Below are 23186 nucleotides of genomic sequence, written 5' to 3' on the forward strand. Positions count from 1 at the left end.
ATGCACTTGTCTAGACAACCTGAGCCGCTGTACCGCGAACTGGCTGCCGTGCTGCGCGATGAACTGCAGCGCATGAGCCCTGGCGATTACCTGCCGGCCGAGGTGCAGCTGGCCGCGCGTTTTGCCGTCAACCGCCATACCCTGCGCCGGGCGGTGGATGAGCTGGTGCTCGAAGGCCGCCTGCTGCGCCAGCAGGGCAAGGGCACGCGGGTGTTGGCTAAACCCATGGTCTATCCGATGCAGGCCGGCAGTGCCTACAGCGCTTCGCTCTCGGCGCTTGGCCACAAGGTCGAGGCGCAATTGCTGGAAAGCCGCCTGCGCCCGGCCAGCTGCGAGGAGCGCGAGTACCTGCAACTGCCCAGTGCTGCGCAACTGCTGGAGCTGAGCACTTTGCGCCTGATTGAAGGCCAGCCCGTCAGCCTGATTCGGCATGCCTTCAGCACCGAATACGCCGAGTTGCTGGCCGACTACCAGGGTGGCTCGCTGCGCCAGTACCTCAGCCAGCGCGGGCTGCCACTGACCCGCACCTTCAGCCTGATCGGCGCGCGCCTGCCCAGCCGCGACGAGGCCGCGCGGTTGTTGATGCCCAAGCATGCACCGCTGTTGAGTGTGCAAACCCTTTCCCGCGATCTGGCCGGACGGCCGGTGGAGCTGTCGTTATCGACCAGCCGCGCCGACCGTTTCCAGTACCAGCTCGCCCTTTGATGGAGGCTTGTTGATGAACCGCAACCTGTTGCACAACGACCCGCAGATCGCCACCCGTCAGCACTGGATGGGCGTGCTGGCCCGGGCTGGCACGCGCTTGGCGGCTTATGAAGTGATGCTCAAAGAAGTCGATTACCGCCTGATCCGCGCTCCAGAAATCGGCATGACGCTGGTGCGTGGACGCATGGGGGGCACGGGCAGCCCGTTCAACCTGGGCGAGATGAGCGTCACCCGCTGCGTGGTGCGACTGGCCGATGGCCGCACCGGTTACAGCTATGTGGCGGGGCGTGACAAGCAGCATGCCGAATTGGCGGCTCTGGCCGATGCCCACCTGCAAGGCCAAGAGCAGGCGCACTGGCACGCCCGCCTGATCGAACCCCTGGCCGCAGCCCAGCATGCCCAACAGGCGGCCAAAGCCGCTGAAACTGCCACCACGCAGGTGGAGTTTTTCACCCTGGTCAGAGGAGAAGACTGATGAACGCGGCGAATAGCTCGCAATGGCTGCAACCGGCCTTCAATGACCCGGTGCTGGACGCGCAAACCAGCTTTCGCAGTGCCCTCAAGGCGCTGGCCGAGCCGGGTTTGCAGCAACCCTTGAACCGCGCACTGGCCCTGGAGAGCCTTCAGCCGGCCACGTATGCCCTGTGCCTGGCGTTTCTCGATGCGGATACGCCGTTGTGGCTGGCGCCGTGCTTCGACACCCCGGCGATCCGCGCCAACCTGGCCTTTCACTGCGGCTGTCCGATTGTCGCCGAGCGCGAGCTGGCGCTGTTTGCCCTGCTTGATGAGCGCGAACTGAGCGACCTGTCGGCGTTCGACAACGGCAGCGAACGCTACCCCGATCAGTCTTGCACCTTGCTGATTCAACTGGATGCGCTAAGCGGCGGTGCCGCATTGCGTTGGCGTGGGCCGGGCATCAAGGACGTGCGCAACGTTGAGTTGCCGCTGCCAGCGGTGTTTTGGCAGCAGCGTCAGGCGCGCAGCGCGTTTCCCCGTGGCCTGGATGCCTTCTTCGCCGCTGGCGAGCAGGTCATCGGTCTGCCGCGCAGCACCCGTGTGCTGCTCAATGCCGAGGAGGCTGCCTGATGTACGTAGCTGTTAAAGGTGGCGAACGCGCCATCGACAATGCCCACTTGCTGCTGGCAAAAAAGCGCCGTGGTGATACCGCCATCCCTGAGCTGAGCGTTGCGCAAGTGCGCGAGCAAATGCCACTGGCGGTGGCGCGGGTGATGAGCGAAGGCTCGCTGTACGACCCGCAGCTGGCCGCACTGGCGATCAAACAAGCCGCCGGTGACCTGATGGAAGCCATCTTCCTGCTGCGCGCCTACCGCACCACGCTGCCGCGCTTCGGTGCCAGCGCCGCGCTGGAGACCACGCAGATGCAGCTGAGCCGGCGCATCTCAGCGACCTTCAAAGACCTACCCGGCGGCCAGTTGCTCGGCCCGACCTTCGACTACAGCCACCGCCTGCTGGATTTCGCCCTGCTGGCCGAGGGCGAACAACCGGGGCCGCAGGTTGATCCACAAGCTGAACTGTCGCCGTGCCCACGGGTGCTGGATTTTCTTGCCGACGAAGGCTTGATGGCCCGTGAGTCGGATGACGGCGCCGCTGTGCCGGATATCACCCGCGAACCGTTGGACTTTCCCGCCAGCCGTGCTCAGCGCTTGCAAGCCTTGGCCCGAGGCGATGAAGGTTTCCTGCTGGCGCTGGGTTATTCCACCCAGCGCGGTTATGGGCGCAATCACCCCTTTGCCGGGGAGATTCGCATCGGCGAGGTCGAGGTCTGGCTGGAGCCGGAAGAGCTCGGCTTTGCCGTGCCGCTGGGCGATATCGAAGTCACCGAGTGCGAGATGGTCAACCAGTTCGTCGGTGAGAGCGCCGAGCAGGCGCAGTTCACCCGTGGTTACGGCCTGGCCTTCGGCTATGCCGAGCGCAAGGCCATGGGCATGGCCCTGGTCGACCGTTCGCTGCGTGCGGCGGAGTACAGCGAGGAGGTTGAAGGCCCGGCGCAGCAGGAAGAATTCGTGCTGATGCACTGCGACAACGTCGAGGCCGCCGGCTTCGTCTCGCACCTGAAATTGCCGCATTACGTCGACTTCCAATCCGAGCTGGAGCTGATCCGCAAGCTGCGCAAGCAGGCCGGCGAGCAGCCCGCTGTCGAGGAGCAACGCGCATGAATACGAATGAAATCTACACGCGTAGCGAGCCTGCTTCAGTCGTGGGCGGCCGGAGCGCAGGCACCGGAATGTACGACGTTGTACATGAGGATGCCGAGCACCGCCCGCACGCGAATCAAGCTGGCGCAGTAGCGTGTGAGGTGGGGTACAACTTTGCTTATCTGGACGAACAGACGAAACGTATGATCCGCCGTGGCCTGCTCAAGGCTGTTGCGGTTCCCGGTTATCAGGTGCCGTTCGGTGGCCGCGAGATGCCGCTGCCCTATGGCTGGGGCACTGGTGGCATGCAGCTGACGGCGGCGATTCTCGGTGCCGATGATGTGCTCAAAGTGATCGATCAGGGCGCGGATGACACCACCAACGCGGTGTCGATCCGCCGCTTCTTCGCCCGCACTGCCGGGGTTAAAACCACCACGCGCACGCCGGAGGCGACGGTGATTCAGACCCGTCACCGCATTCCGGAAACCGCGTTGAGCGGCGATCAGATCATGGTCTACCAGGTGCCGATTCCCGAGCCGCTGCGCTTTATCGAGCCCTCGGAAACCGAGACCCGCACCATGCATGCGCTGGAAGATTACGGCGTGATGCATGTGAAGCTGTACGAGGACATCGCCACCTTCGGCCATATCGCCACCAGCTACGCCTACCCGGTGACGGTCGATGAGCGCTACGTGATGGACCCGTCACCGATCCCCAAATTCGACAACCCCAAGCTGCACATGAGCCCGGCGCTGATGCTGTTCGGCGCGGGCCGCGAAAAACGCCTGTATGCCGTGCCGCCGTTCACCCGCGTGGTCAGCCTGGACTTCGAAGATCACCCCTTCGAAATCCAGCGTTGGGACGAATGCTGCGCCTTCTGTGGCAGCCACGATTCCTACCTCGACGAGCTGATTGTCGACGATGCCGGGACCAAACGCTTTGTCTGCTCCGACACCGATTACTGCATGCAACGCCGAGACCTTGAAGAGGAGGGCGCGCAATGAGTGCTGCCGAGAAATTGCAGCTGCACAGCGAAACGGCAAAGCCGCTGTTCAGCGTGCGCGACCTGACCCGCCTGTACGGCCCGGAAAAGGGCTGCCAGGGCGTGTCGTTCGACCTGTACCCGGGCGAAGTGCTCGGTATCGTCGGCGAGTCCGGTTCGGGCAAGTCGACCTTGCTCAGCCTGCTCTCCGGGCGCTGCCCGCCGGATCGCGGCACGGTCAGTTATCGCGACATAACCGGCAACTGGGTTGATCTGTACAGCGCCAGCGAAGCACAGCGGCGCACGCTGCTGCGCACCGAGTGGGGCTTTGTCGAGCAAAACCCGCGTGACGGCCTGCGCATGGGCGTGTCGGCCGGGGCCAATATCGGCGAGCGGCTGATGGCTCAGGGCGTGCGCCATTACGGCGAACTGCGCGCGGCCGGCATCGACTGGCTGCAACAGGTGGAGATCGACCCGCTGCGTATCGACGACCTGCCACGCACCTTCTCTGGCGGCATGCAGCAGCGTTTGCAGATCGCCCGCAACTTGGTGTCCAGCCCCCGGCTGATCTTTATGGACGAACCCACCGGCGGCCTCGATGTATCGGTGCAGGCGCGCCTGCTCGACCTGTTGCGCGGCCTGGTGCGCGAACTGGACCTGGCGGTGGTGATTGTCACCCACGACCTGGCGGTGGCGCGCTTGCTGGCGGACCGGCTGATGGTGATGCGCCGCTCCCATGTGGTCGAGGCCGGACTCACCGATCAGATTCTCGATGACCCGCAGCATCCCTATTCGCAGTTGCTGGTGTCGTCTGTCCTGCAGCCTTAACGAGACCTTTTGTAGGAGCGGCCTTGGTCGCGATCAGCTTTTCGCGGCCAAGGCCGCTTCTACAGGGATAAAAGAGGTAAGTCATGAATACGCTTATCGAGGTCTCTGGCCTCAGCAAGACCTTTACCCTGCATCAACAGCACGGCGTGGTGCTGAATGTGTTGAGCGGGCTGCATTTCAGCGTGCGCGCCGGCGAATGCCTGGTGCTGCACGGGCAGTCTGGCGCCGGCAAATCGACCTTGCTGCGCACCCTGTACGGCAACTACCTGGCCGCGGGCGGCAGCATTCGCGTGCTGCACAACGGCGCCTGGGTTGAGCTGGTTGGCGCAGAACCGCGCCAGGTGCTGGCGGTGCGGCGGCAGACCCTGGGTTATGTCAGCCAGTTTCTGCGGGTGATTCCCCGGGTCGCCACTCTGGATGTGGTGATGGAACCGGCCCTGGCCCGTGGCTGGAGCAAGGCGGACGCCGAGGCACGGGCCAAGAGCCTGCTCAGCCGCCTGAATATCCCGCAAGCCTTGTGGCAACTGGCCCCCGGCACCTTCTCCGGCGGCGAGCAGCAGCGGGTGAATATCGCCCGTGGTTTTATGGTCGCCTGGCCACTGATGCTGCTGGATGAACCCACCGCGTCCCTGGACGACGCCAACCGCCAGGTGGTGCTGGAACTGATCGATGAAGCCAAGGCCGCCGGTAGCGCGCTGATTGGCATCTTCCACGACCGTGCCGCCCGTGAAGCGGTGGCCGATCGTTACCTTGATATGAGCGCTGCGGCGCAGCAGGAGTATGTGTATGCCGGTTGAGCAGATTCTTACCAACGCGCGGGTCATCACCGCCGAGCAGGAGTTTGTCGGCACCCTGGTGCTGCGTAACGGCCTGATTGCCCAGGTAGAAGAGGGCGTCAGCGGTTTGCCTCAGGCGCAGAATTTGAACGGTGATTACCTGCTGCCTGGCCTGGTCGAGCTGCACACCGACAACCTGGAAAAATACATGAGCCCACGGCCTGGGGTGGATTGGCCCTCGGCCTCGGCGGTGCAAACCCACGATGCGCAGATTGTCTCAGCTGGCATTACCACGGTGTTTGACGCCCTGGCGATTGGCGATGTGAACCCGCGTGGCAAGCGCATGCAGCAGTTGCCGGCCATGCTCGAAGCCATTGCCGCCGCCGCCGAAGCGGGCCACATGCGCGCTGACCACCGCCTGCACCTGCGCTGCGAGGTCTGCCATCCGGAGACCCTGGAGGTGTTTCGCGATCTGGTCGAGCACCCGCTGGTACAACTGGTCTCGGTGATGGACCATGCGCCGGGCCAGCGCCAGTTCGCCAAGGAAGACAAATACCGCGAGTACTACATGGGCAAGTACCACCTCAGCGAAGCGGAGATGGACGCCTTTATCGTCGAGCAGGTGGGTAACTCGCGGCAGTACAGCGACCGTCAGCGCCGCAGCATTGTTGCCGATTGCCAGGCCCGTGGTATTTCCGTGGCCAGCCACGATGACGCGACCCTGGGCCATGTGCAGGAGTCGGCGGGTTTCGGCATGTCCATCGCCGAATTTCCCACCACCCTGGAAGCCGCCAAGGCCAGCCACGAGCTGGGCCTGAAGGTGCTGATGGGGGCGCCGAATATCGTGCGCGGTGGTTCGCACTCGGGCAATATCGCCGCCGCGGAACTGGCTCAGCAGGGTGTGCTGGATATCCTCTCCAGCGATTACTACCCGGCCAGCCTGCTGCAGGCTGCTTTGCTGCTGGCTGGGCAGGACAACGGCTATGATCTGCCGCGCGCGATTGCCACCGTCAGCCGCGTGCCGGCACAGGCGGCGGGGCTGCATGATCGTGGCGAAATCCGCGTCGGCCTGCGTGCCGACCTGGTGCAGGCGCAGGTGCATGCGGGCCAGGCGGTGATCCAGCAAGTCTGGCGACAAGCGAAAAGGGTGTTCTGATGAGTGGCCGGTTGATCTACCTGATGGGGCCTTCGGGCTCGGGCAAGGACAGCCTGCTGAATGCCGCACGCGAGCGTCTGGCCGCGCGTGGCTGTGTGATTGCCCGGCGGGTCATCACCCGTTCAGCCGAAGCCGTGGGCGAGGAGGCGGTGGGCGTGTCGCCGGCCGAATTCGACCAGCAGGAAGCCGCTGGCGCTTTTGCCCTGAGCTGGCGCGCCAACGGCCTGGCCTATGGCATTCCCCGGCAGATCGATGACTGGCTGACGGCGGGGCAGGACGTGCTGGTCAACGGGTCACGGGCTTATTTATCACACGCTTTGCAGCGCTATCCCGATCTGATCGGCGTGTTGCTCTCGGTCGAACCGGCGGTGTTGCGTGAACGCTTGCTCAGGCGCGGCCGTGAAAGCATTGAGCAGATTGAGCAGCGCCTGGCGCGTAATGCTCAGTTTGATGCCGCCAGCGCCGAGCGTGATGGCCTGCACCTGCTGGATAACTCCGCGTCGATTGAGCGTGCAGGGGACAACCTGCTGGCACTGATCGGGGCCAGCCGCGCATGCGCCTGACCCTGCTCGGCACCGGCGATGCGCGTCAGGTGCCGGTGTACAACTGCAGCTGCGCGGCTTGCGCCAGTGCACGACTAACCCCGGCGCTGCGTCGTGGCCCCTGTTGCGCCTTGATCGAATGCGGCGCGCAGCGCTGGCTGATCGACTCGGGTCTGACCGATCTGTGCGAGCGCTTCCCGCCCCATAGCCTGAGCGGCATTCTGCAAACCCATTACCACGCCGACCATGCTCAGGGTTTGCTGCATTTGCGCTGGGGCCAGGGGCTGATTATTCCGGTGCACGGCCCGGATGACCCGGAAGGCCTCGCCGACCTGTACAAACACCCCGGTATTCTCGATTTCAGCCAGCCGTTTGTGGCCTTCGAGCAGCGGCAGTTGGGTGAGTTAAGCGTCACGGCGCTGCCGCTGAATCACTCAAAAGTCACCTTCGGCTACTTGCTGGAGGGCGACGGCCGGTGTATCGCCTATCTGACCGACACCCTCGGCGTGCCCGACGCCAGCGCCGAGGTACTGCGCCAACAGCCGCTGGATTTGCTGGTGCTGGATTGCTCCACCGCGCCGCAACCCATCGCCCCACGCAACCACAACGACCTGACCCGCGCACTGGAGGTGGTTGATCAACTGCAGCCAAAGCAAAGCGTGCTGACCCATATCGGCCACAGCTTCGACACCTGGCTGCTAGCGAATCCCGACGCCTTGCCGGCGGGCGTGAGCCTGGCCTTTGATGGTCGAGTGCTATGACCAATGCCCCGTTCGTAGGGTGGGTTAGCCGCCCTACGCGGGTGCCGGGCTTTACCCGATATGGGGTGCGGCGTAACCCATCATCAGCGCAACGCGCTCTATCGCTTGGTGGGTTACGCGCCGCGTTGCTATCTACGTTGGATTATCGAGCGGTATTCGGCGTCGCTAACCCACCCTACGAGTTATCTGCCAATACCTATGGGAGGGGCTTTAGCCGCGACAAGTCATCCGGGCTGAACACTGCTCTTAATCCAGCGGCAACTCAGTGGTGCGTTTCACCTCGCTCATGGCGATGTGCGAGTGCGCTTCGTGCACATGCGGGCGTTGCAGCAGGTGGTCGCGCAGAAAGCGTTCGTAGCTGGCGATGTCTTTGGCCACCACTTTGAGCAGGTAGTCCGAGCCGCCGGCCATGGTGTAGCACTCCAGTACTTCGGGGTAACCCACCACGGCTTTTTCAAACTCTTCCAGGTTGCTGCGTCCGTGTGCCGAGAGCTTGATATCAACAAATACGGTGATGCTGAAGCCCAGCTGCTTGTGGCTGAGCAGGGCCACCTTGCGCTCGATAATGCCGTCTTCCTGCATGCGGTGAATCCGCCGCCAGCAGGGCGATTGTGACAATTCCACCTTTTCGGCGATCTCGGCGGCGGAGAGGTCGGCGTTGTGCTGCAGCAGGCGGAGAATTTTCCGATCAATGGGGCTGAGCAAGTCCTGCATGATTGTTCCTGAATTCTTGTATTTATTGGAAAGGTCATGCGCAGTATTGGCTTTTCATCCCGAAAATAGAAAGAAAATCTCCGTACTGCTCAGTCATATTCTTGGCCATGCGCCTTGTGTGGCGATCCCGCACTAGGCTTAACAAGGGGGGCACCCACCGTTGCCGCCCAGCTCGCCAAAATAATAAAAGGAGCGCCCCAATGTCTCTGGCCGAGATCCGCCTGGATGACAAGTACCGCCTTGCGACCGGTCACCTCTACCTGACCGGCACCCAGGCACTGACCCGCCTGCCCATGCTGCAAAAGCAGCGTGACGCCGCCCATGGCCTGAATACTGCGTGCTTTATTTCCGGCTACCGGGGCTCGCCGCTGGGCAACCTCGACAAAAGCCTGTGGGACGCCAAGCAGTACCTCAAGGACAACCACATCCACTTCCAGCCGGGGGTCAACGAAGAGTTGGCCGCCACAGCTGTGTGGGGCAGCCAGCAGACCAGCCTGTTCCCCGGAGCACGCTACGACGGCGTGTTTGCCATGTGGTACGGCAAGGGCCCGGGGGTGGACCGCTGTGGCGATGTGTTCAAGCATGGCAACTCGGCGGGTGTTTCCGAGCATGGTGGCGTACTGCTGCTGGCCGGCGACGACCATGGCTGCAAATCCTCCAGCATCGCCAACCAGAGCGAGCATGCGTTTATCGCCGCCTCGATCCCGGTGCTCAACCCGGCCAACGTTCAGGAAATTCTCGATTACGGCATCATCGGCTGGGAGCTGTCGCGCTACAGCGGGTGCTGGGTGGCGCTGAAAACCATCGCGGAAAACGTCGATTCTTCCGCCGTGGTAGATGTCGATCCGCTGCGCATGCAGGTGAAGATTCCCGAGGACTTCCAGCTGCCGGAAGACGGCGTGTACATCCGCTGGCCGGACCCACCCCTGGCCCAGGAAGCGCGCCTCAATACCTACAAAATCTACGCCGCCCGCGCCTTTGCGCTGGCCAACAACCTCAACCAGATCAAGCTCGATTCGCCCAACCCGCGCTTAGGCATTATCACCACCGGCAAATCCTACCTGGATGTGCGTCAGGCTCTGGATGACCTCGGCCTGGATGAAGCGCTGTGCGCCCAGGTCGGCCTGCGCGTGCTCAAGGTCGGCATGAGCTGGCCGCTGGAACCGGTATCAGTGCATGAATTCGCCGAGGGTCTGGACGAGATTCTGGTGGTCGAGGAAAAACGCAGCATCATCGAAGACCAGCTCACCGGTCAGCTCTACAACTGGCCCGTGGGCAAGCGCCCAGTCGTGGTCGGCGAGTTCGACGAAACCGGCCATTCGCTGCTGCCGAATCTGTCCGAACTGACCCCGGCGATGATCGCCCGCGCCATCGCCAAACGCCTCGCACCGATCTACAGCAGCGCGAAGATCGACGAGCGCCTGGCCTTTCTCGCGGCCAAGGAAGCCTCGTTGGCCGCGCCCAAACACCACACCACGCGCACCCCGCATTTCTGCTCTGGCTGCCCGCACAACACCTCGACCAAACTGCCGGAAGGCAGCCGCGCCCAGGGCGGTATCGGTTGCCACTACATGACCCAGTGGATGGACCGCAACACCGACACCTTTACCCAGATGGGCGGCGAGGGCGCGACCTGGATCGGCCAGGCGCCGTTTACTGACACCCCGCATATCTTCCAGAACCTCGGTGACGGCACCTACTTCCACTCCGGCCAACTGGCCCTGCGCGCATCCGTGGCTGCCGGGGTCAATATCACCTACAAGATTCTCTACAACGATGCCGTGGCCATGACCGGCGGCCAGCCGATTGACGGCGAGTTGCGTGTCGATCAACTGAGCCAGCAGGTGTACGCCGAAGGGGTCAAACGCATCGCCCTGGTTACCGACGAGCCAGAAAAGTACCCGACCCGCGCCACCTTCGCGCCTATTGTGACGTTCCACCATCGCCGTGATCTGGACGCTGTGCAGCGCGAGCTGCGCGAGTTTCAGGGCTGTTCGGTGATCATCTACGACCAGACCTGCGCCACCGAGAAACGCCGTCGGCGCAAGCGCGGCAAGCTGGTTGATCCGCAGAAACGCGCGTTTATCAACCCGGCCGTGTGCGAGGGCTGCGGCGATTGCAGCGTGAAGTCCAACTGCCTCTCCGTGCTGCCGCTGGAAACCGAACTGGGGCGCAAACGCGAGATCGACCAGAACGCCTGCAACAAGGATTTCAGCTGCGTTGAAGGCTTCTGCCCCAGCTTTGTCACCGTGCACGGCGGCAGTTTGCGCAAACCTGAAGCGGTGGGGCTGGGCGCGCTGTTCATTGCGTTACCTGAGCCGCGCCTGCCGACCTTGCAGCGACCTTGGAATATCCTCCTGCCCGGTGTGGGCGGCAGCGGTGTGACCACGGTTGGCGCGTTGCTCGGCATGGCTGCGCATATCGAAGGCAAGGGCTGCAGCGTGCTCGACCAGGCTGGCCTGGCGCAGAAGTTCGGCCCTGTAATCACCCATATCCGCGTCGCCGCCAAGCAGGACGACATCTTTGCCGTGCGTATTGCCGCCGGTGAAACCGACCTGCTGCTGGGCTGCGATCTGGTGGTGTCGGCCAGTGAAGAGGCCTTGGCCAAGCTGAATGACAAGATCGCCCATGCGGTGGTCAACAGCCATGAAGCGGCCACCGCCGAATTTACCCGCAACCCCGATGCTCAGGTGCCTGGCGCGGCCATGCGCGAGGCGCTGATTGAGGCGGTGGGTGCGAGCAAAACCCACTTTGTCGATGCCAGCCGTTTGGCCACGCGCCTGCTCGGCGACAGCATCGCCACTAACCTGTTTATGCTCGGTTTTGCGTATCAGAAGGGCCTGGTGCCGGTGTCTGCCGAAGCCATCAACAAGGCCATCGAGCTTAACGGCGTGGCCGTGCAGCTCAATCAGCAGGCCTTCCTGTGGGGCCGTCGCGCCGCCCATGATGCGGTTGCCGTGGAACGTCTGGCCAAGCCGGAAGTGATCGAAGCGCCGCATTGCCAGAGCCTGGAAGACATCATCGCCGATCGCGTGGTGCGTCTGACTGCCTACCAGAACGCCGCCTACGCCGAACGCTACCGCGAGCAGGTGGCGCGGGTGCAGCAGGTCGACACGAGGGCAGACCAAGCGCTGAGCAAGGCCGTGGCGCGTTACTACTTCAAGTTGCTGGCCTACAAGGACGAGTACGAAGTGGCGCGGCTGTACAGCGACGGCAGTTTCATCCGCCAGCTGGAAGCGCAGTTCAGTGGCGATTACCGTCTGGAGTTCCACCTGGCACCTAGCTGGCTGAGCAAGCCGGATGCCAGCACCGGCGAGCCGCGCAAGCGTCAGTTCGGGCCCTGGATGCTCAAGGCCTTCAGCGTACTGGCCGCGTTCAAGTTCCTGCGTGGCACGCCGCTGGATGTGTTCGGCTACAGCGCCGAACGCAAGCTGGAGCTGCAGCTGATCGACGACTACGAGCAAGACCTCGACTACCTGCTCAAGGAACTCAACGCCGACAACTACCGCACCGCGCTGGCCCTGGCCGAGCTGCCGGAGCAGATTCGCGGTTACGGTCATGTCAAAGAAACTGCTGTGGCGAAAGCACGCGAAAGCAGTCAGCAACTCAGGGCGCGGATGCTCGTCAGTGAGATTCAGGCCGTGCGCTTGTTTGAGCCCGCAGCCTGAGGGCGATCAGCAAGGAGTTGCCGGCGGTGAGGGCGCCGGCCTACTCCAGTTGCAGCGCCAGGCTGATGCCGTGGGGTTTGAAGCCCAGGTTGGCGTAAAACGCATGGGCTATTTCACGGCTCTGGCTGCTGGACAGCGCCACCTTGTAACAGCCCCAGGCGCGGGCGCGCTCGATGGCTTTGCCCATCAACGCCTGGCCAACGCCTAAGCCACGCGCGTCCTCATCCACCACCACATCTTCCACAATCGCCGAACGGGCGAAGTTATGCGCCAGGTGCTCGATCAGGTGCAGGGCGCAGGTGCCGAGCAGTTTGCCTTCGCGCTCAGCCACCAACACCACGCGGCTTACCGGCAGTTCACTCAAACGTAAGGCCAGTAACTTGGTATCGCAGCGCGGCTCATCGGGTGCCAGCTGTTGCAGCAAAGCCGCCAGCGCGGGTGCATCGGTTACGCTGGCAGCACGCAGGTGGAAATCGGCAAAGGGCGAATCCGGCAGGTTCAGCGAAGCAGCAGGGCGCATGGCATTCTCCTTGAGCGATGAGTACACAGTATCGCGCCCGCTTAATGGCAGCGGCATGACAAAACGCCTCGGCCTCGCTAAGATGCCGCCCGCAAGTCATCCTGCCTATCCCGTTGCGTTCCCATAGTTCAATGGATAGAACAAGCCCCTCCTAAGGGCTAGATACTGGTTCGAATCCAGTTGGGAACGCCATCTAACGAATCGCCCCTTTTGACGATCAAAGCCGTGGCCGCTTTTATGTGTGCTAGGCAGGTTTAGTGGCGCGCAGAAAACAAAAAGCCCCGAAATATCTAGAGAAATCAGGGTTTTAGATACTGCAATTTGGAGCGGGTGATGGGGGTCGAACCCCCTGTTTCTGTCTGCGTTATCCCGCTAAGCCTTGTTATTCCTGGACTCTAGATAACTCAAACTCGCATAAATCCGCTTTTCTTCGCTGTGATTTCGACACGTCAGCTAGACAGCCTTGAGGCCGATCAGTAGCGTCTAGCTATTACGGTGCCTTGGCTGGTTTGGTACCTGTGGCCTTTCATGTCGCTTTTTCACCTGGGCTAGTCGCGTTTGCCATTTTCGCGCCTATGTAAATCAAGGGTTTACTGCATGACAACGGACGTTATCAGACATCTCAAACTGTGTTATGCGACAGCAATGTCGCCTAATTAATAGTTATACGTAGGCCGTTTATGTACGAAGTATTCATAATTTTAAGCCAAGCCAATAACACTTCGATAGAAAGATATGCACAAGAAATTCAATCATTCTATGAAAATTCCACTGGCGAGAAACCCATGCTGAAAGTAAACAGTCAGACCATTGTAGTTGTATTCGAAGGAATTCAGTTTTCAATCAATAGAAACTGTCAACCACAGGTGGCACTTGAGTCTAAAGAGCTTTCTAGGTTTGCAATGTCAGACTGCGAAGAAATCGCAAAATCTACGTGTCGCCTTGAAATCTCAGGCGCAAAAGATCCACAAATGAATTACTTCAACGACTTTCTCTTTATAATTCAGTGTGCCGAGCAACTTGGTAAGGTTTGGACTTTTAATACGCGCCAAGGCGAGTTCATGTGAAACGTATAAAAATAGGTTGAAATCGCTCACTGGTACGTGCTAAAGCCCGCCCCTTAACCAAATGTGAGGGCCCATACCGATGTCCGCCAGAGCCTCTGCCTTCGACAACGCTCTTCGAGAGATTGCCGTTCCGGCACTCGCATCGCATGGCTTCAAATTTGATGGTAGTCGCACGTTCCGACGCTTCTCAGAAGGCCGCCGTACGTGCCTGATCATCAATTTCCAGCTCGGACAACGCTCGATGGCCGGCAAATTCACCATCAATCTTGGCGTCTTTGTCGAAGGAGACAATCCCGGCATAAGCACCAGCCGAGCCAACGCGTATGACTGCCGCTTCGAGCGACGGACGCGTATCGGAGCACTTATTCCCCTTCAGTTCCCCAAGCTTGCCAGCCTTCCGTGGATTGGCTTCCTTTTTGGCGGCCCAGACAAATGGTGGGTTTTCTCAGATGACTCCTCCGACACCGATGCAGTGCTGTCAGATGCTGTAGATAAGATCACTGCACATGGGCTTAGCTGGCTCAATACTATTGGGCTATAACAAGAGATTAACGCCGTTCGCTGCGCTCACTTGGGACGGGCTAAAACCTGCCCCTTAACCAAACTTTGGGTTCGTAATGAAAACTCCAACAGGGCGTGAGATAGCATGGGAAGTCTTTGCACAGACCTGGGCAGATACTTCATACGACGAAGTGGAGAAAGTTGCTTTTGCAAAAAGGCTGGCTGAGACCGGGTTGTCCCGCCGTGAACTGACTCGCATTGCCTACTGGGAGGTGTGTGGTGCATTCGCCACGTTCTCTACCACCGTATTTGCCACAGCTGGAATGGCCTTGCCGGACTACTGTTTTCCTGAGGACTTGGCTCGAAAGACAGTCTCCGATTGGATCTCCAGATCGCTAGTATTTTCGCTTATCAATCCACTCTGGTTGCTGGGTTATTTATTATCACTTTACCTTATGCGTGCAACTATGGGGTCAATATTGTCGGCAACCGCGCGGAGAACCTAACAACGGTTTCAAACCGTTCGCTTCGCTCACTCGGGACGTGCTAAAGCCGGCTTAACCAAGCGTTAGGCCTGCAATGAAGAACACGATAATTGAGTTTAGACAGCAAAACTCGTCGTAATTACTGGGTTTGATGGCGTTTTCACCGGAGCCAGTGTACGGACTCGTCACAATATTATTAATAACAAGGTCCGTTACATGGTTGACTCGAATGGAGCTCTTTGGTTGTTCACTTTTGTGCGCACTAATTATTTCGGTATAAGAAAGTTTTTTAGCGCAGTCGTCTGGAACATTTCGTACGACTACTACACCTATACAAAAGAACCGGGCATATCGGTAGAAAGATTTCGGGAAATCATTGAGCCTCACCAAAGAGATTTGGATTCGGATCACAGCGAAAGGGCAGTGTGCCTCCTTGATTCCCTTGCCACTTGCGACCCTTCGGACCCGCTACGCAGCCATGTCCATCTACTCAACCTTTTAGAGCGCTCGTATGGTTTATCTGCCACTGGCAGCATAGCTAACAATTCATTCAAGCCGGAGCCACTTCGCGGCTCTGCTTATTTCAGGCATTAGGAGTCGCGAATGCGCGTACCGAGTCCCATCATGAGCGCTGTGTCTGAATTGCAGTTCCCTGTTTTGCTCTGGCGAAAAGGTTACTCGTTTGTTGCTTCGTCGCCTCTTGAGCTCTGTACGCACCCGAGAAGCCTGGTCGTTGAAACACAGAAGTTGGCTGCGGCCGGGGAGTTCACCGTCGCCGATTCAGCTGGTCGCATTTACAAGGTCAAAGAGTATGAGCAAGTCCCGCCATTCGGAGGCCTCATGCGCCTGCCTCACCTGGTACTGCGGTCAGTCTATGCAGCTCCAGTTCTCGGCGAGGTTACCCAACCGTCGCTCGCCGAATTCATCAACACGCTATCCAACGTGCTTGGAGCCCGCTTCGGAAAGTCATTCAAGAAAACCTTGCTTCAAGCACGGAGTTCTGGCGAGGCCATGGCGCTGGTTGCCAAGCGCGAGAGCAAGGCTGGCTAGCGGTGCAAAAGGCGCCGCCTCTCATCTCAACCGTTAGGCATGAAAACAAAGGCATGTACGCGCATGGAAGTCCGCAGAAATCAGATTCCAAAACAACATGCGCTTCATCCAATATTTATGGCGGTTCAAATCGCTCGCTTCGCTTAGTCAGGACCGGCTAAAGCGGGCCCCATAACCTATGGTTGGGCATTATGAATTCATCGAGTAATTTCCAATTTCCGATTGTCGGAGTTATCGAACGAGGCTCAAGCGTGAGCGCCTACGCGGCATGGAGTGAACGAGATCTGGAAACCTGCCCCTTTCATGAGTACTTGAGAACAAGGAACGCAAAGCACTCTTTGATCTGCGCGGACGGCTCTGCAAGAGCAGTGGAGAAGGTTACGCTGGCAGGGGTTGATTGGCAGCGCGTCATGGAGATTGGTCTCTTCATCCAGGTTGTTTCAGCGCTCCTGTCTTTTGGCAACATTCCAGCGCGTATCAGGCTGACGCACACTCAAATCCAACCTATCGCCCTTGACGAGACCCGCAATATTCTCCTCAAAGCATTGGCACAGCGACCGCATTTGTATACGCAACGAAGATCGCAAGGTGCTGTGCAATCATCATTGAAGCGTGCACGCTCGGTAGCGGATTTAGCAGCCTCTATTGCAAGTGAGCCTAAGCCGTGATGCCCAACCCACCAGTCAAGTTGGAGGCCTGTCAAGCTTCGGCTCTCCGATCATGCCGTCTCGTGCGGCGTCTCTTACATCCACGCTAGGACAGCAATAGTGCGTCCATACCCTTCAAGAAGTTATCAGGCGATTTTTTGGCTTGTATTCGGTGGCGCACTCGCTTATTGCGTATACGGCTTGATCGTCGGTGATCTTTATTTTGTAGGTAAAAGTGGCCGTGGCGCTCACTTGCACGGAGTGCCAGCTTGGTGCTTTACCGCTTTTGTAACCTTCTTGGGAGCAGGGGTCTGGATGCGAGAGTTCTCAACCATTTCCTCTCGCTATCGAACAAGATTTGAAATCCTTTTTCTTGTCTCCGGCTTTTCTCTACTTGTTCTTGGCTGGAACTATTCACCTTAAAGCCTTAGCCCTGCCATCTAGAGGGTATTTCCGGCTAATCGCACCTGGCTCCATGTGCTCGGGCATACCAGCGTCTAGTTGCTACCTTGGTGATCGCTATCCCGCGTTGGGTTGGTTCAAGTTTCGATTGGCTTCGTCGTAGTCCGGGCTGGTTTGGCCCGACTCTGGGGCGATCTGACCGCTTGCCAGCCATAGGACGTACTGCGGATAGATTTTCACCAGCACATCGATCTCTTCAATACCAAGTCTCAGCGGACTCGTACTATCCCGATCCAACCAGACCTTGAAAGGGCGTTGCTTGACTACTTCAAGGCCCATGGCCCGTTTCCGAACTGTATTCGGCATTTCAGCCGCGTCCAGGAATCGACATTGATCAAGTTACCTGCAGGTCAGGCAACCCATGTGCTTTGACACACATTCGCCAGTCATTTCGTCATTACGGGCGGCAACATCCTCACCCTGCACAAGGTGCTTGGTCACTCCTCTGTCACCATGACCATGCGCTATGCACACCTGGCCCCGGATCACCTGCAGGACGCTTTGCGCCGTAATCCCATCTTCGACACTTTTCGACACCGACCTAAGCCAGAAAGCAAAAAGCCCCGAAATCTTTTAGAAATCAGGGCTTTTAAAGTTTAGCTGATGTTGTTTTCAGTAATTAGGCAGTCTCACTTTCCAACGCCTCAACTATTTTTTCTAACTGAGCTACAGGTAGGTCATGTGGTGCCTCAATACGATCTTTCAACTTCTCTGAGAACTCAACAGCAGACTCTTGATCTCTAAACATGAGCTGAATGGTTCCAGCATTTACAGACCATTGCTCTCCGTCTTTTGTCATCACCTTCGAAATCGAAATATTCATGCCAGCTCCTTCAGCGAATTGAATCGAACAGCGATTTTTAAGCAAAAAAAAGACCAACAGCGTTGGCCTTAACTTAAGGTACGAGCAGCACCTGATGACAATCAGATGAGCCTATGCTGATCCAGAATTGTTGCATATAAATGACTGTTTACAAGTCCAGCTATCCGTTTGTCTGGTCGCTGCTAACTGAAACTTTTTCGAAATATTTTTCCAATAGCTTGCCGTCTTCACTTTGAGGGCAAGATTTTGAATCGCAACACACGCAAGACACTCACCGCCATTGCTGACCACAACGAAGATGCTGCTATTGCGCTGATGCGCGCTGCAGAGCGTACAGGCGATGAAGTCCTTAGGCATCAAATGCTTCGTGTCATCCACCGCCTTAACCAAGATGCAATCGACTTGCGCTCCCTTCGCGATGATGCTCAGTCATCCGTACGCAAGCTTGCTTGACCGTCTTGCCGCATTGGCCAGACTCTTTCCAGGTCTGTAATCAACCTTCGACACTTCTTCGACACTGCCTGACGCCGAAAAGCAAAAAGCCCCGAAATCTGTAGAGAATTCAGGGCTTTAGAAACTGCTATTTGGAGCGGGTGATGGGAATCGAACCCACGGCTCTAGCTTGGGAAGCTAGGGTATTACCATTATACGACACCCGCAGCGGGTGCCTTTATACCGGAAGTCTTGGCCGAAATGAAGCCTGCAGCGCGGCTATCTGTGGCTGGGCGCTGCAGGCTTGGGGCGTAGCGGTGGTTCATACGGCTATCGCGTGGTGCAAGCCGTGCTGTGGACGGTAGCTGGAGTTGGTGCGTGCCGGGGCCTGCAGGAACTTGAGCATGACGGACTGACTCTGCAGCCAGGCCTTCTTGTGCTCCATGTCGAGAAAGTGCCCGGTGTTGTCGATAGTGGCGAACTGGCAGTCACTCAGGTACTCAGCAAACAGGCGCACGTCATCCGGAGCGGTGTATTCGTCGTGCTCGCCGTTGATAAATAGCAGCGGGATGTCGATGGCCGACAGGCATTCCATCTGGCAGTGGTTGTCCATGTGCACCACCTGGTTGATATGCGCATGCATTTGCAGGTACTCGTGGCTTTCCAGGCTGCTGATATGACGCTGGTTGTAGCGTTTGAATAGAGAGGGCAAGTATTTGCCGATGGTGCTGTTTACCAACCGCCCGACATTCTCGCCGTCGATGGCCTGCAGGTAGGTCATGCCTTTTTCCAGGTAGTCGAGCATTGGTGCGTTGAGCAGTGGCGAAAAGGAGGTGATGACCGCCTTTTCGATGCGTTCGGGGCGTTGCGCCAGGGCCAGCATGGCGGCTACGCCACCCCATGAGAACGACAACAGGTAGTCAACCTGAAACTGCTCAATCAGCTCCAGCAGAATGCTGGCTTCATCTTCCTTGCTGATCGGTCGGATATGGCTGTTGTGTGGCTTGGACTGGCCGGCGTAGGGCTGATCGTAAAGCACCACATTGAACTGTGGTTGCAGGTATTTGAGGGTTTGCGCAAAGGCGGCGGTGGTGGCCAGCGAGCCGTTGATCAGGATGATGGTCTTGCGCGCGCTGGGGCTGGCATAGAACTCCGTGTGTACCTTGAACGTCCTGTGTATATCGACGACAGCGGTGGCTGGCTTCATGTCGTTTCCTCCTGGCGCAAAAATGGGCATGGCAAAACGGCGGTGCCGTTGAACCGGGCTAAGCAGGACAGTCAGGAAAGCGCCTGGACGTGACAGCAGGATGTCAGGCTGGAGGATTTTATAAGTTTTTTATTTTCAATTAGTTAGGGCTGAAATAGAGCATCCGTCCACACCCTTTAGCAGGTGTGGAGTGGCGTCTTTGACCAGGCAGGAACCCATTTCGCGCAGTGCGCAAGTAACCGATGAAACGTTTAGATGGCTTATGTGACTATTAAGTCACTATAAGACTTTATGGTTCAATTTAAGCAGCCGCGTTCGGGCTGGCGCAAGTGAATATTGGAATATCGAACAACCGTCTGTCGGTTAGCTAGCTAAGTATGTGACTTGAGTGCGGACAGTCTTAGAAGCAGGCGATTTCCGCTGCTGTCAAGGCGCGGTACTGGCCGGGGGCTAACTGCGGGTCAAGTTGGATGGCGCCCATGCTCAGGCGATGCAGGCCGATGACCTTGTTCTGGAAGTGGCCAAACATGCGCTTGACCTGGTGGTAACGGCCTTCGTGCAGGGTCAGCAGGGCGCTGTGGCTATCCAGAATGACCAGCTCGGCGGGCAGGGTGGTGAGGTCTTCATAGGCGAAGTACAGGCCGCGGGCGAACACCGCAATGTACTCAGGAGTGATCGGCTGTTCGGTCTCAACCCGATAGACCTTGCCCAGGCGGCTGCGCGGCTCGGTCAGGCGGCGCGACCATTGGCCGTCGTTGGTGATCAGCAGCAGGCCGCTGGTATTCAGGTCCAGGCGGCCTGCCAGGTGCAGGTCGTTTTTGTCGGGCTCATCGAGCAAATCCAGCACCGTGCGGTGCTGTTCATGTTCGGTGGCGCTGACCACGCCGATGGGTTTGTGCAGCATGAAATAGCGTGCGGCTTTGCCGGCCTGCATCAGCTCGGTTTCAACCTCGATACGGCTGAACTGGCTGACTTCGCACAGGCCATCGCAAACCACCGCGCCGTCCACTCGTACGCAGCCGTTGGCCAGCAGTTGGCGGGCCGCTTGGCGATTGAGTTGGGGCTGGTTGCTAAGAAAACGGTCGAGGCGCATGGCTAGTCAGCCGAGGGCTCGGGCAAGCCCTGAGCGCAGCGTGGGCACAGGCAGCTGCGGTTGCGCTGCTCGGGCGGCAGCTTGGCCAGCTGCGCGGCATCGACCGGCACGTTAAAACACCAGCACTCGCTCACCGGTGCGTCTGCGCCAGCCTGGGCGCATTGGTTGAACTGCCCGCAGCAGGGGCAGCGGTGGGTGTCATCACTCACGCGATTTCTTCACACAGGCGATTGCGGCCGCCCTGTTTGGCCCGGTACAGGGCGCGGTCGGCGCGGGTGATCAGCTGCTCCAGGGATTCATCGGCATGCAATTGCGCCAGGCCGATGCTGGTGGTGATGCGCAGCTGCGCGCCGTTGAAGCTGATGCTGCTTTGCTCGGTTTGCTGGCGGATTTTCTCGCCCAGCTCGCGTGCCTGCTCGGGTGTGGTGTCCTTGAGTAGCAGGATAAATTCCTCGCCACCCCAGCGGCAGATGATGTCGGACTGGCGCAGGGTGCTGCGCAGGTCGCTGGCAAAGCGGCGCAGCACTTCATCACCGGCCATATGGCCCTGGCTGTCGTTGAGTTGCTTGAAGTTGTCCAGGTCAAGCATCAGCGCGCACAGCGGGTTGGGATTGCGTCGGGCTTCCTGTAGCGCCTGGTTGGCCAGCAGATCAAAGCCGCGGCGGTTGGGCAGCTCAGTCAACTGATCGGTGGTGGCCAGCGCGCTGATGCGGCGTTGATAACGGCCCATTGCCAGGCTGACCAGGGTGATGACGATGCTGGTGATCACTAAACAGATCAGCAGGTTCAGGTACAGCGACTTGCGGATACCGGCGATTGCACCGTCTTCATGCTTGTCGACAAACAGATACCAGTTCAGCTCAGGAATAAAGCGCACATTGAGGAAGTGGTCGCGACCATGCTCCTGGTACTCGAAATCCCCACTTTGCGGGTGTGGCAGTTTTTCCAGAAGCGCCTCAAGGCCGGGAATTTCTTTGAGTGACAGGCCAACTCGGGCACCCATCGGCCCACCGTTGGCACCGGTCAGTACCAACCGACCACTGGTGTCGACAAAGAACACGCTGCGTTCATAGCGCTGCTGGTAGGTGTCGATCAGCTTGACCACCGCATCCACCGTCAGGCCGACACCGGTGGCGCCGATAAAGCGCTGGTTGTAGTCGAATACCTTGTAGTTGATAAACACAGTCAGGCGGTCGTCGTTGGCCATGTCGACGTCGACATTGATCTCGTAGGGCGCTTGCATGTCACGCACGCGGAAATACCAGTCGTCGCGCGGTTCGGTTTTCTTGACCTGCTTGAGAACCCCCTTGGCCTGGTAGTAGGTGTGGGTTTTGTCGGAAACGAAAAAGCTGGTGACCGTGGCGTAGTGCTCTTGCACCTCGCGCAGGTAACGGGTGATCTGCTCGGAATCCTGTTCGCCGCTCAGCACCCAGTCGCGCACATAGGTGTCGCGGGACATCATCGAGGAAATCAGGATGGGTCGAACCAAGTCCTTCTGGATTTCCGAGTAAACGTTGTCCGAGGTCAGCGGCAGTTCAGTATTGATGATCCCGGCACGGATCGAGTTGAGGGCGGTGTAATAACTGGCCAGCGACGTGGCGAGGAAGCCGCAACCGAGCAGAACCAGCAGAAGCACGATCAAGGAGCGTTGATGCTTCAGGGGAGCGGGCTGTGACATGCAAAACTCTGCTGGTTAATTTATCGCCGCATTGTAGCCTCCGGCACGCCGCTGCGCTGCTGAAACATAAGGGGCTTCTTTGTTGGCCAGCATGCTACTTGCTGCCACAGGCCCAGGCGGACTAAGGTGGGGCTCCATGAGAGTCTCCTTGGTGACCCGTTCTGTGTTGTTTGCATTGCGCCTTGCTGAGCTGCCCCTGTTTGCAGCCCCTCCAGCAATCGAGCCGCCATGCCCCGCCAGCCTGTACCCTACCGCATTCGCTATTTCACCCTGAGCATCGGTGTGGAGGATTTCCACTTGTGCTCTCTACGCGATAAACAGCAATTTGCCGATGACGATGGCCTCGCCGAACAGGCCGGTATCTCCTCGGCCACCTGGCCGTTGTTTGGCCAATTGTGGCCGGCCGGCGAGGTGCTGGCGCAAACCCTGAGCGGTATGGCGGTTGAGGGGCTGCGCATCCTGGAACTGGGCTGCGGCCTGGGGCTGACCAGTCTGGTGTTGCAGCGCCTGGGGGCGGATATCACCGCCAGTGATTACCACCCGCTGGCGGGGGAGTTTCTACTGCGCAATGCCGCGCTTAATCAACTGGAGCCGGTGCCTTATCAGCGCTGCGACTGGGCCGAGGACTATCAGCAACTGGGTCTGTTCGATCTGGTGATCGGCAGCGATCTGCTCTACGAGCGCGACCACCCCAGGCTGCTGGCCGGGTTTATCGCCCGCCATTGCAATCACCATGCAGCGGTGCTGATTGTCGACCCTGGGCGTGGCAATAGCGCGCGGTTTTCCCGGCATATGCTGGAGCACGGCTATCTGCAGTTGGCTGATGGCCTGAACCTGCTGGATAACACGGATGCGCCGTTTAAAGGGCGCATCCTCAGTTATCGGCGTTAGCGCGTTGGGTGGATCGGGGCGCGTAGCTGACGCTTTTTCCAT

At 59.1% G+C, this 23186-nt stretch carries 24 protein-coding genes, 2 tRNA genes, 1 other RNA gene and 1 pseudogene; 18 read left to right on the plus strand and 10 right to left on the minus strand.

Annotated elements, in window-relative coordinates; translation table 11 throughout:
* The 4 genes from phnF to DBR00_RS16115 are packed head-to-tail and all read left to right on the plus strand — an operon-like array spanning position 1 to position 2882.
* Positions 1–705, plus strand: a complete 705-nt coding sequence (phnF, locus tag DBR00_RS16100) for a phosphonate metabolism transcriptional regulator PhnF (RefSeq protein ID WP_108488102.1) — start codon at positions 1–3, stop codon at positions 703–705.
* A gap of 28 nt (positions 706–733) precedes the next feature.
* The gene (gene phnG / locus DBR00_RS16105; protein ID WP_256583064.1) at positions 734–1180 is read left to right on the plus strand and encodes a phosphonate C-P lyase system protein PhnG; all 447 of its coding nucleotides are present in this window, start codon (positions 734–736) and stop codon (positions 1178–1180) included.
* On the plus strand, positions 1180–1791 hold the full coding sequence (gene phnH / locus DBR00_RS16110; RefSeq protein ID WP_108488100.1) for a phosphonate C-P lyase system protein PhnH: 612 nt from the start codon (positions 1180–1182) through the stop codon (positions 1789–1791). The genes phnG and phnH overlap by 1 nt, the downstream gene beginning before the upstream one ends.
* Entirely contained in the window at positions 1791–2882 is a 1092-nt protein-coding gene (locus DBR00_RS16115) for a carbon-phosphorus lyase complex subunit PhnI (protein ID WP_108488099.1), read from the plus strand. Before phnH ends, DBR00_RS16115 begins: the two co-directional genes overlap by 1 nt.
* A 4-nt stretch (positions 2883–2886) precedes the next feature.
* Here DBR00_RS16115 and DBR00_RS16120 read toward each other — a convergent pair.
* A non-coding RNA gene (locus DBR00_RS16120) (sX9 sRNA) lies at positions 2887–2968 on the minus strand.
* Positions 2969–3022: 54 nt separating this feature from the next.
* On the opposite strand from DBR00_RS16120, the gene DBR00_RS16125 reads away from it, so the two are divergent.
* From DBR00_RS16125 to phnP, 6 genes are all read left to right on the plus strand, one after another.
* Entirely contained in the window at positions 3023–3865 is an 843-nt protein-coding gene (locus DBR00_RS16125; RefSeq protein WP_108488128.1) for an alpha-D-ribose 1-methylphosphonate 5-phosphate C-P-lyase PhnJ, read from the plus strand.
* Positions 3862–4671, plus strand: coding sequence for a phosphonate C-P lyase system protein PhnK (phnK, locus tag DBR00_RS16130; protein ID WP_108488098.1), 810 nt, complete (start codon positions 3862–3864; stop codon positions 4669–4671). The genes DBR00_RS16125 and phnK overlap by 4 nt, the downstream gene beginning before the upstream one ends.
* An 83-nt stretch (positions 4672–4754) precedes the next feature.
* A complete protein-coding gene (phnL, locus tag DBR00_RS16135; protein ID WP_108488097.1) occupies positions 4755–5468 on the plus strand; it encodes a phosphonate C-P lyase system protein PhnL in 714 nt (237 codons plus the stop codon).
* The gene (locus tag DBR00_RS16140; protein ID WP_108488096.1) at positions 5458–6603 is read left to right on the plus strand and encodes an alpha-D-ribose 1-methylphosphonate 5-triphosphate diphosphatase; all 1146 of its coding nucleotides are present in this window, start codon (positions 5458–5460) and stop codon (positions 6601–6603) included. The genes phnL and DBR00_RS16140 overlap by 11 nt, the downstream gene beginning before the upstream one ends.
* Positions 6603–7166, plus strand: a complete 564-nt coding sequence (gene phnN / locus DBR00_RS16145; protein ID WP_108488095.1) for a phosphonate metabolism protein/1,5-bisphosphokinase (PRPP-forming) PhnN — start codon at positions 6603–6605, stop codon at positions 7164–7166. The genes DBR00_RS16140 and phnN overlap by 1 nt, the downstream gene beginning before the upstream one ends.
* Positions 7157–7906 carry a phosphonate metabolism protein PhnP gene (gene phnP, locus DBR00_RS16150; RefSeq protein ID WP_108488094.1) on the plus strand — a complete coding sequence of 250 codons (750 nt, stop codon included), beginning with the start codon at positions 7157–7159 and terminating at the stop codon, positions 7904–7906. The genes phnN and phnP overlap by 10 nt, the downstream gene beginning before the upstream one ends.
* Before the next feature lie 246 nt (positions 7907–8152).
* Here the strand turns inward: phnP and DBR00_RS16155 are convergent, their stop codons facing one another.
* Positions 8153–8620 carry an Lrp/AsnC family transcriptional regulator gene (locus DBR00_RS16155; RefSeq protein WP_108488093.1) on the minus strand — a complete coding sequence of 156 codons (468 nt, stop codon included), beginning with the start codon at positions 8618–8620 and terminating at the stop codon, positions 8153–8155.
* A 200-nt stretch (positions 8621–8820) separates the two neighbouring features.
* Here DBR00_RS16155 and DBR00_RS16160 point away from each other — a divergent pair, with 200 nt between their 5' ends.
* Positions 8821–12288 carry an indolepyruvate ferredoxin oxidoreductase family protein gene (locus DBR00_RS16160; RefSeq protein ID WP_108538080.1) on the plus strand — a complete coding sequence of 1156 codons (3468 nt, stop codon included), beginning with the start codon at positions 8821–8823 and terminating at the stop codon, positions 12286–12288.
* 40 nt (positions 12289–12328) lie between these two features.
* On the opposite strand, the gene DBR00_RS16165 is transcribed toward DBR00_RS16160, so the two are convergent.
* Positions 12329–12808 carry a GNAT family N-acetyltransferase gene (locus tag DBR00_RS16165; RefSeq protein ID WP_108487784.1) on the minus strand — a complete coding sequence of 160 codons (480 nt, stop codon included), beginning with the start codon at positions 12806–12808 and terminating at the stop codon, positions 12329–12331.
* A gap of 117 nt (positions 12809–12925) precedes the next feature.
* Here DBR00_RS16165 and DBR00_RS16170 point away from each other — a divergent pair.
* The 5 genes from DBR00_RS16170 to DBR00_RS20560 all read left to right on the plus strand — a co-directional run bounded on the left by DBR00_RS16170 (position 12926) and on the right by DBR00_RS20560 (position 16579).
* Positions 12926–13000 (plus strand) — tRNA-Arg (locus tag DBR00_RS16170).
* Between the two features lie 488 nt (positions 13001–13488).
* Complete coding sequence (locus tag DBR00_RS16175) at positions 13489–13875, plus strand: hypothetical protein (protein WP_146180700.1); 387 nt, start codon at positions 13489–13491, stop codon at positions 13873–13875.
* A gap of 79 nt (positions 13876–13954) precedes the next feature.
* Positions 13955–14416 (plus strand): DUF4304 domain-containing protein, encoded by a 462-nt coding sequence (locus DBR00_RS16180; RefSeq protein ID WP_108487785.1) that lies wholly within the window; start codon positions 13955–13957, stop codon positions 14414–14416.
* A 1069-nt stretch (positions 14417–15485) separates the two neighbouring features.
* Entirely contained in the window at positions 15486–15911 is a 426-nt protein-coding gene (locus tag DBR00_RS16185; protein ID WP_146180701.1) for a hypothetical protein, read from the plus strand.
* A 251-nt stretch (positions 15912–16162) separates the two neighbouring features.
* Positions 16163–16579 (plus strand): hypothetical protein, encoded by a 417-nt coding sequence (locus tag DBR00_RS20560; protein WP_146180702.1) that lies wholly within the window; start codon positions 16163–16165, stop codon positions 16577–16579.
* A 498-nt stretch (positions 16580–17077) separates the two neighbouring features.
* Here DBR00_RS20560 and DBR00_RS16190 read toward each other — a convergent pair whose 3' ends face one another.
* On the minus strand, positions 17078–17299 hold the full coding sequence (locus tag DBR00_RS16190) for a DNA-binding protein (RefSeq protein WP_256583050.1): 222 nt from the start codon (positions 17297–17299) through the stop codon (positions 17078–17080).
* Between DBR00_RS16190 and DBR00_RS21155 the strand changes: the two are divergent.
* Positions 17219–17620 (plus strand): annotated as a pseudogene (locus tag DBR00_RS21155) (tyrosine-type recombinase/integrase); the annotation flags it as partial. The gene DBR00_RS16190 and the pseudogene DBR00_RS21155 overlap by 81 nt on opposite strands.
* 19 nt (positions 17621–17639) lie before the next feature.
* On the opposite strand, the gene DBR00_RS16200 reads toward DBR00_RS21155, so the two are convergent.
* The 6 genes from DBR00_RS16200 to DBR00_RS16230 form a co-directional block, all read right to left on the minus strand.
* A complete protein-coding gene (locus DBR00_RS16200) occupies positions 17640–17843 on the minus strand; it encodes a hypothetical protein (RefSeq protein WP_108487787.1) in 204 nt (67 codons plus the stop codon).
* 585 nt (positions 17844–18428) lie between these two features.
* A tRNA-Gly gene (locus DBR00_RS16210) sits at positions 18429–18502 on the minus strand.
* Between the two features lie 95 nt (positions 18503–18597).
* The gene (locus tag DBR00_RS16215; protein ID WP_108487789.1) at positions 18598–19482 is read right to left on the minus strand and encodes an alpha/beta fold hydrolase; all 885 of its coding nucleotides are present in this window, start codon (positions 19480–19482) and stop codon (positions 18598–18600) included.
* 400 nt (positions 19483–19882) lie between these two features.
* Positions 19883–20575: a pseudouridine synthase gene (locus DBR00_RS16220; protein ID WP_108487790.1), complete on the minus strand. Its 693-nt coding sequence runs from the start codon at positions 20573–20575 to the stop codon at positions 19883–19885.
* Between the two features lie 2 nt (positions 20576–20577).
* A complete protein-coding gene (locus tag DBR00_RS16225; protein ID WP_108487791.1) occupies positions 20578–20784 on the minus strand; it encodes a cysteine-rich CWC family protein in 207 nt (68 codons plus the stop codon).
* The gene (locus DBR00_RS16230; protein ID WP_108487792.1) at positions 20781–22253 is read right to left on the minus strand and encodes a sensor domain-containing diguanylate cyclase; all 1473 of its coding nucleotides are present in this window, start codon (positions 22251–22253) and stop codon (positions 20781–20783) included. The genes DBR00_RS16225 and DBR00_RS16230 overlap by 4 nt, the downstream gene beginning before the upstream one ends.
* A gap of 228 nt (positions 22254–22481) precedes the next feature.
* Here DBR00_RS16230 and DBR00_RS16235 point away from each other — a divergent pair, with 228 nt between their 5' ends.
* Positions 22482–23144 (plus strand): methyltransferase, encoded by a 663-nt coding sequence (locus DBR00_RS16235; protein ID WP_108538082.1) that lies wholly within the window; start codon positions 22482–22484, stop codon positions 23142–23144.
* The last annotated feature ends 42 nt before the right edge of the window (positions 23145–23186 follow it).

The organism is Pseudomonas sp. HMWF032 (genome assembly GCF_003060885.1).
GTDB lineage: Bacteria > Pseudomonadota > Gammaproteobacteria > Pseudomonadales > Pseudomonadaceae > Aquipseudomonas.

What these genes read in the sequence shown, in the direction of transcription:
- DBR00_RS16155 (WP_108488093.1), bottom strand. Translation starts at nt 8,620, where the DNA reads ATGCAGGACTTGCTCAGCCCCATTGATCGGAAAATTCTCCGCCTGCTG.
- DBR00_RS16215 (WP_108487789.1), bottom strand. Translation starts at nt 19,482, where the DNA reads ATGAAGCCAGCCACCGCTGTCGTCGATATACACAGGACGTTCAAGGTA.
- phnL (WP_108488097.1), top strand. Translation starts at nt 4,755, where the DNA reads ATGAATACGCTTATCGAGGTCTCTGGCCTCAGCAAGACCTTTACCCTG.
- DBR00_RS16235 (WP_108538082.1), top strand. Translation starts at nt 22,482, where the DNA reads ATGCCCCGCCAGCCTGTACCCTACCGCATTCGCTATTTCACCCTGAGC.
- phnP (WP_108488094.1), top strand. Translation starts at nt 7,157, where the DNA reads ATGCGCCTGACCCTGCTCGGCACCGGCGATGCGCGTCAGGTGCCGGTG.
- DBR00_RS16115 (WP_108488099.1), top strand. Translation starts at nt 1,791, where the DNA reads ATGTACGTAGCTGTTAAAGGTGGCGAACGCGCCATCGACAATGCCCAC.
- DBR00_RS16140 (WP_108488096.1), top strand. Translation starts at nt 5,458, where the DNA reads ATGCCGGTTGAGCAGATTCTTACCAACGCGCGGGTCATCACCGCCGAG.
- DBR00_RS16185 (WP_146180701.1), top strand. Translation starts at nt 15,486, where the DNA reads ATGAGCGCTGTGTCTGAATTGCAGTTCCCTGTTTTGCTCTGGCGAAAA.
- DBR00_RS16220 (WP_108487790.1), bottom strand. Translation starts at nt 20,575, where the DNA reads ATGCGCCTCGACCGTTTTCTTAGCAACCAGCCCCAACTCAATCGCCAA.
- DBR00_RS16175 (WP_146180700.1), top strand. Translation starts at nt 13,489, where the DNA reads ATGTACGAAGTATTCATAATTTTAAGCCAAGCCAATAACACTTCGATA.
- DBR00_RS16165 (WP_108487784.1), bottom strand. Translation starts at nt 12,808, where the DNA reads ATGCGCCCTGCTGCTTCGCTGAACCTGCCGGATTCGCCCTTTGCCGAT.
- DBR00_RS16200 (WP_108487787.1), bottom strand. Translation starts at nt 17,843, where the DNA reads ATGAATATTTCGATTTCGAAGGTGATGACAAAAGACGGAGAGCAATGG.
- DBR00_RS16160 (WP_108538080.1), top strand. Translation starts at nt 8,821, where the DNA reads ATGTCTCTGGCCGAGATCCGCCTGGATGACAAGTACCGCCTTGCGACC.
- phnF (WP_108488102.1), top strand. Translation starts at nt 1, where the DNA reads ATGCACTTGTCTAGACAACCTGAGCCGCTGTACCGCGAACTGGCTGCC.
- phnH (WP_108488100.1), top strand. Translation starts at nt 1,180, where the DNA reads ATGAACGCGGCGAATAGCTCGCAATGGCTGCAACCGGCCTTCAATGAC.
- DBR00_RS16190 (WP_256583050.1), bottom strand. Translation starts at nt 17,299, where the DNA reads ATGGGCCTTGAAGTAGTCAAGCAACGCCCTTTCAAGGTCTGGTTGGAT.
- phnN (WP_108488095.1), top strand. Translation starts at nt 6,603, where the DNA reads ATGAGTGGCCGGTTGATCTACCTGATGGGGCCTTCGGGCTCGGGCAAG.
- DBR00_RS16230 (WP_108487792.1), bottom strand. Translation starts at nt 22,253, where the DNA reads ATGTCACAGCCCGCTCCCCTGAAGCATCAACGCTCCTTGATCGTGCTT.
- DBR00_RS16180 (WP_108487785.1), top strand. Translation starts at nt 13,955, where the DNA reads ATGTCCGCCAGAGCCTCTGCCTTCGACAACGCTCTTCGAGAGATTGCC.
- phnK (WP_108488098.1), top strand. Translation starts at nt 3,862, where the DNA reads ATGAGTGCTGCCGAGAAATTGCAGCTGCACAGCGAAACGGCAAAGCCG.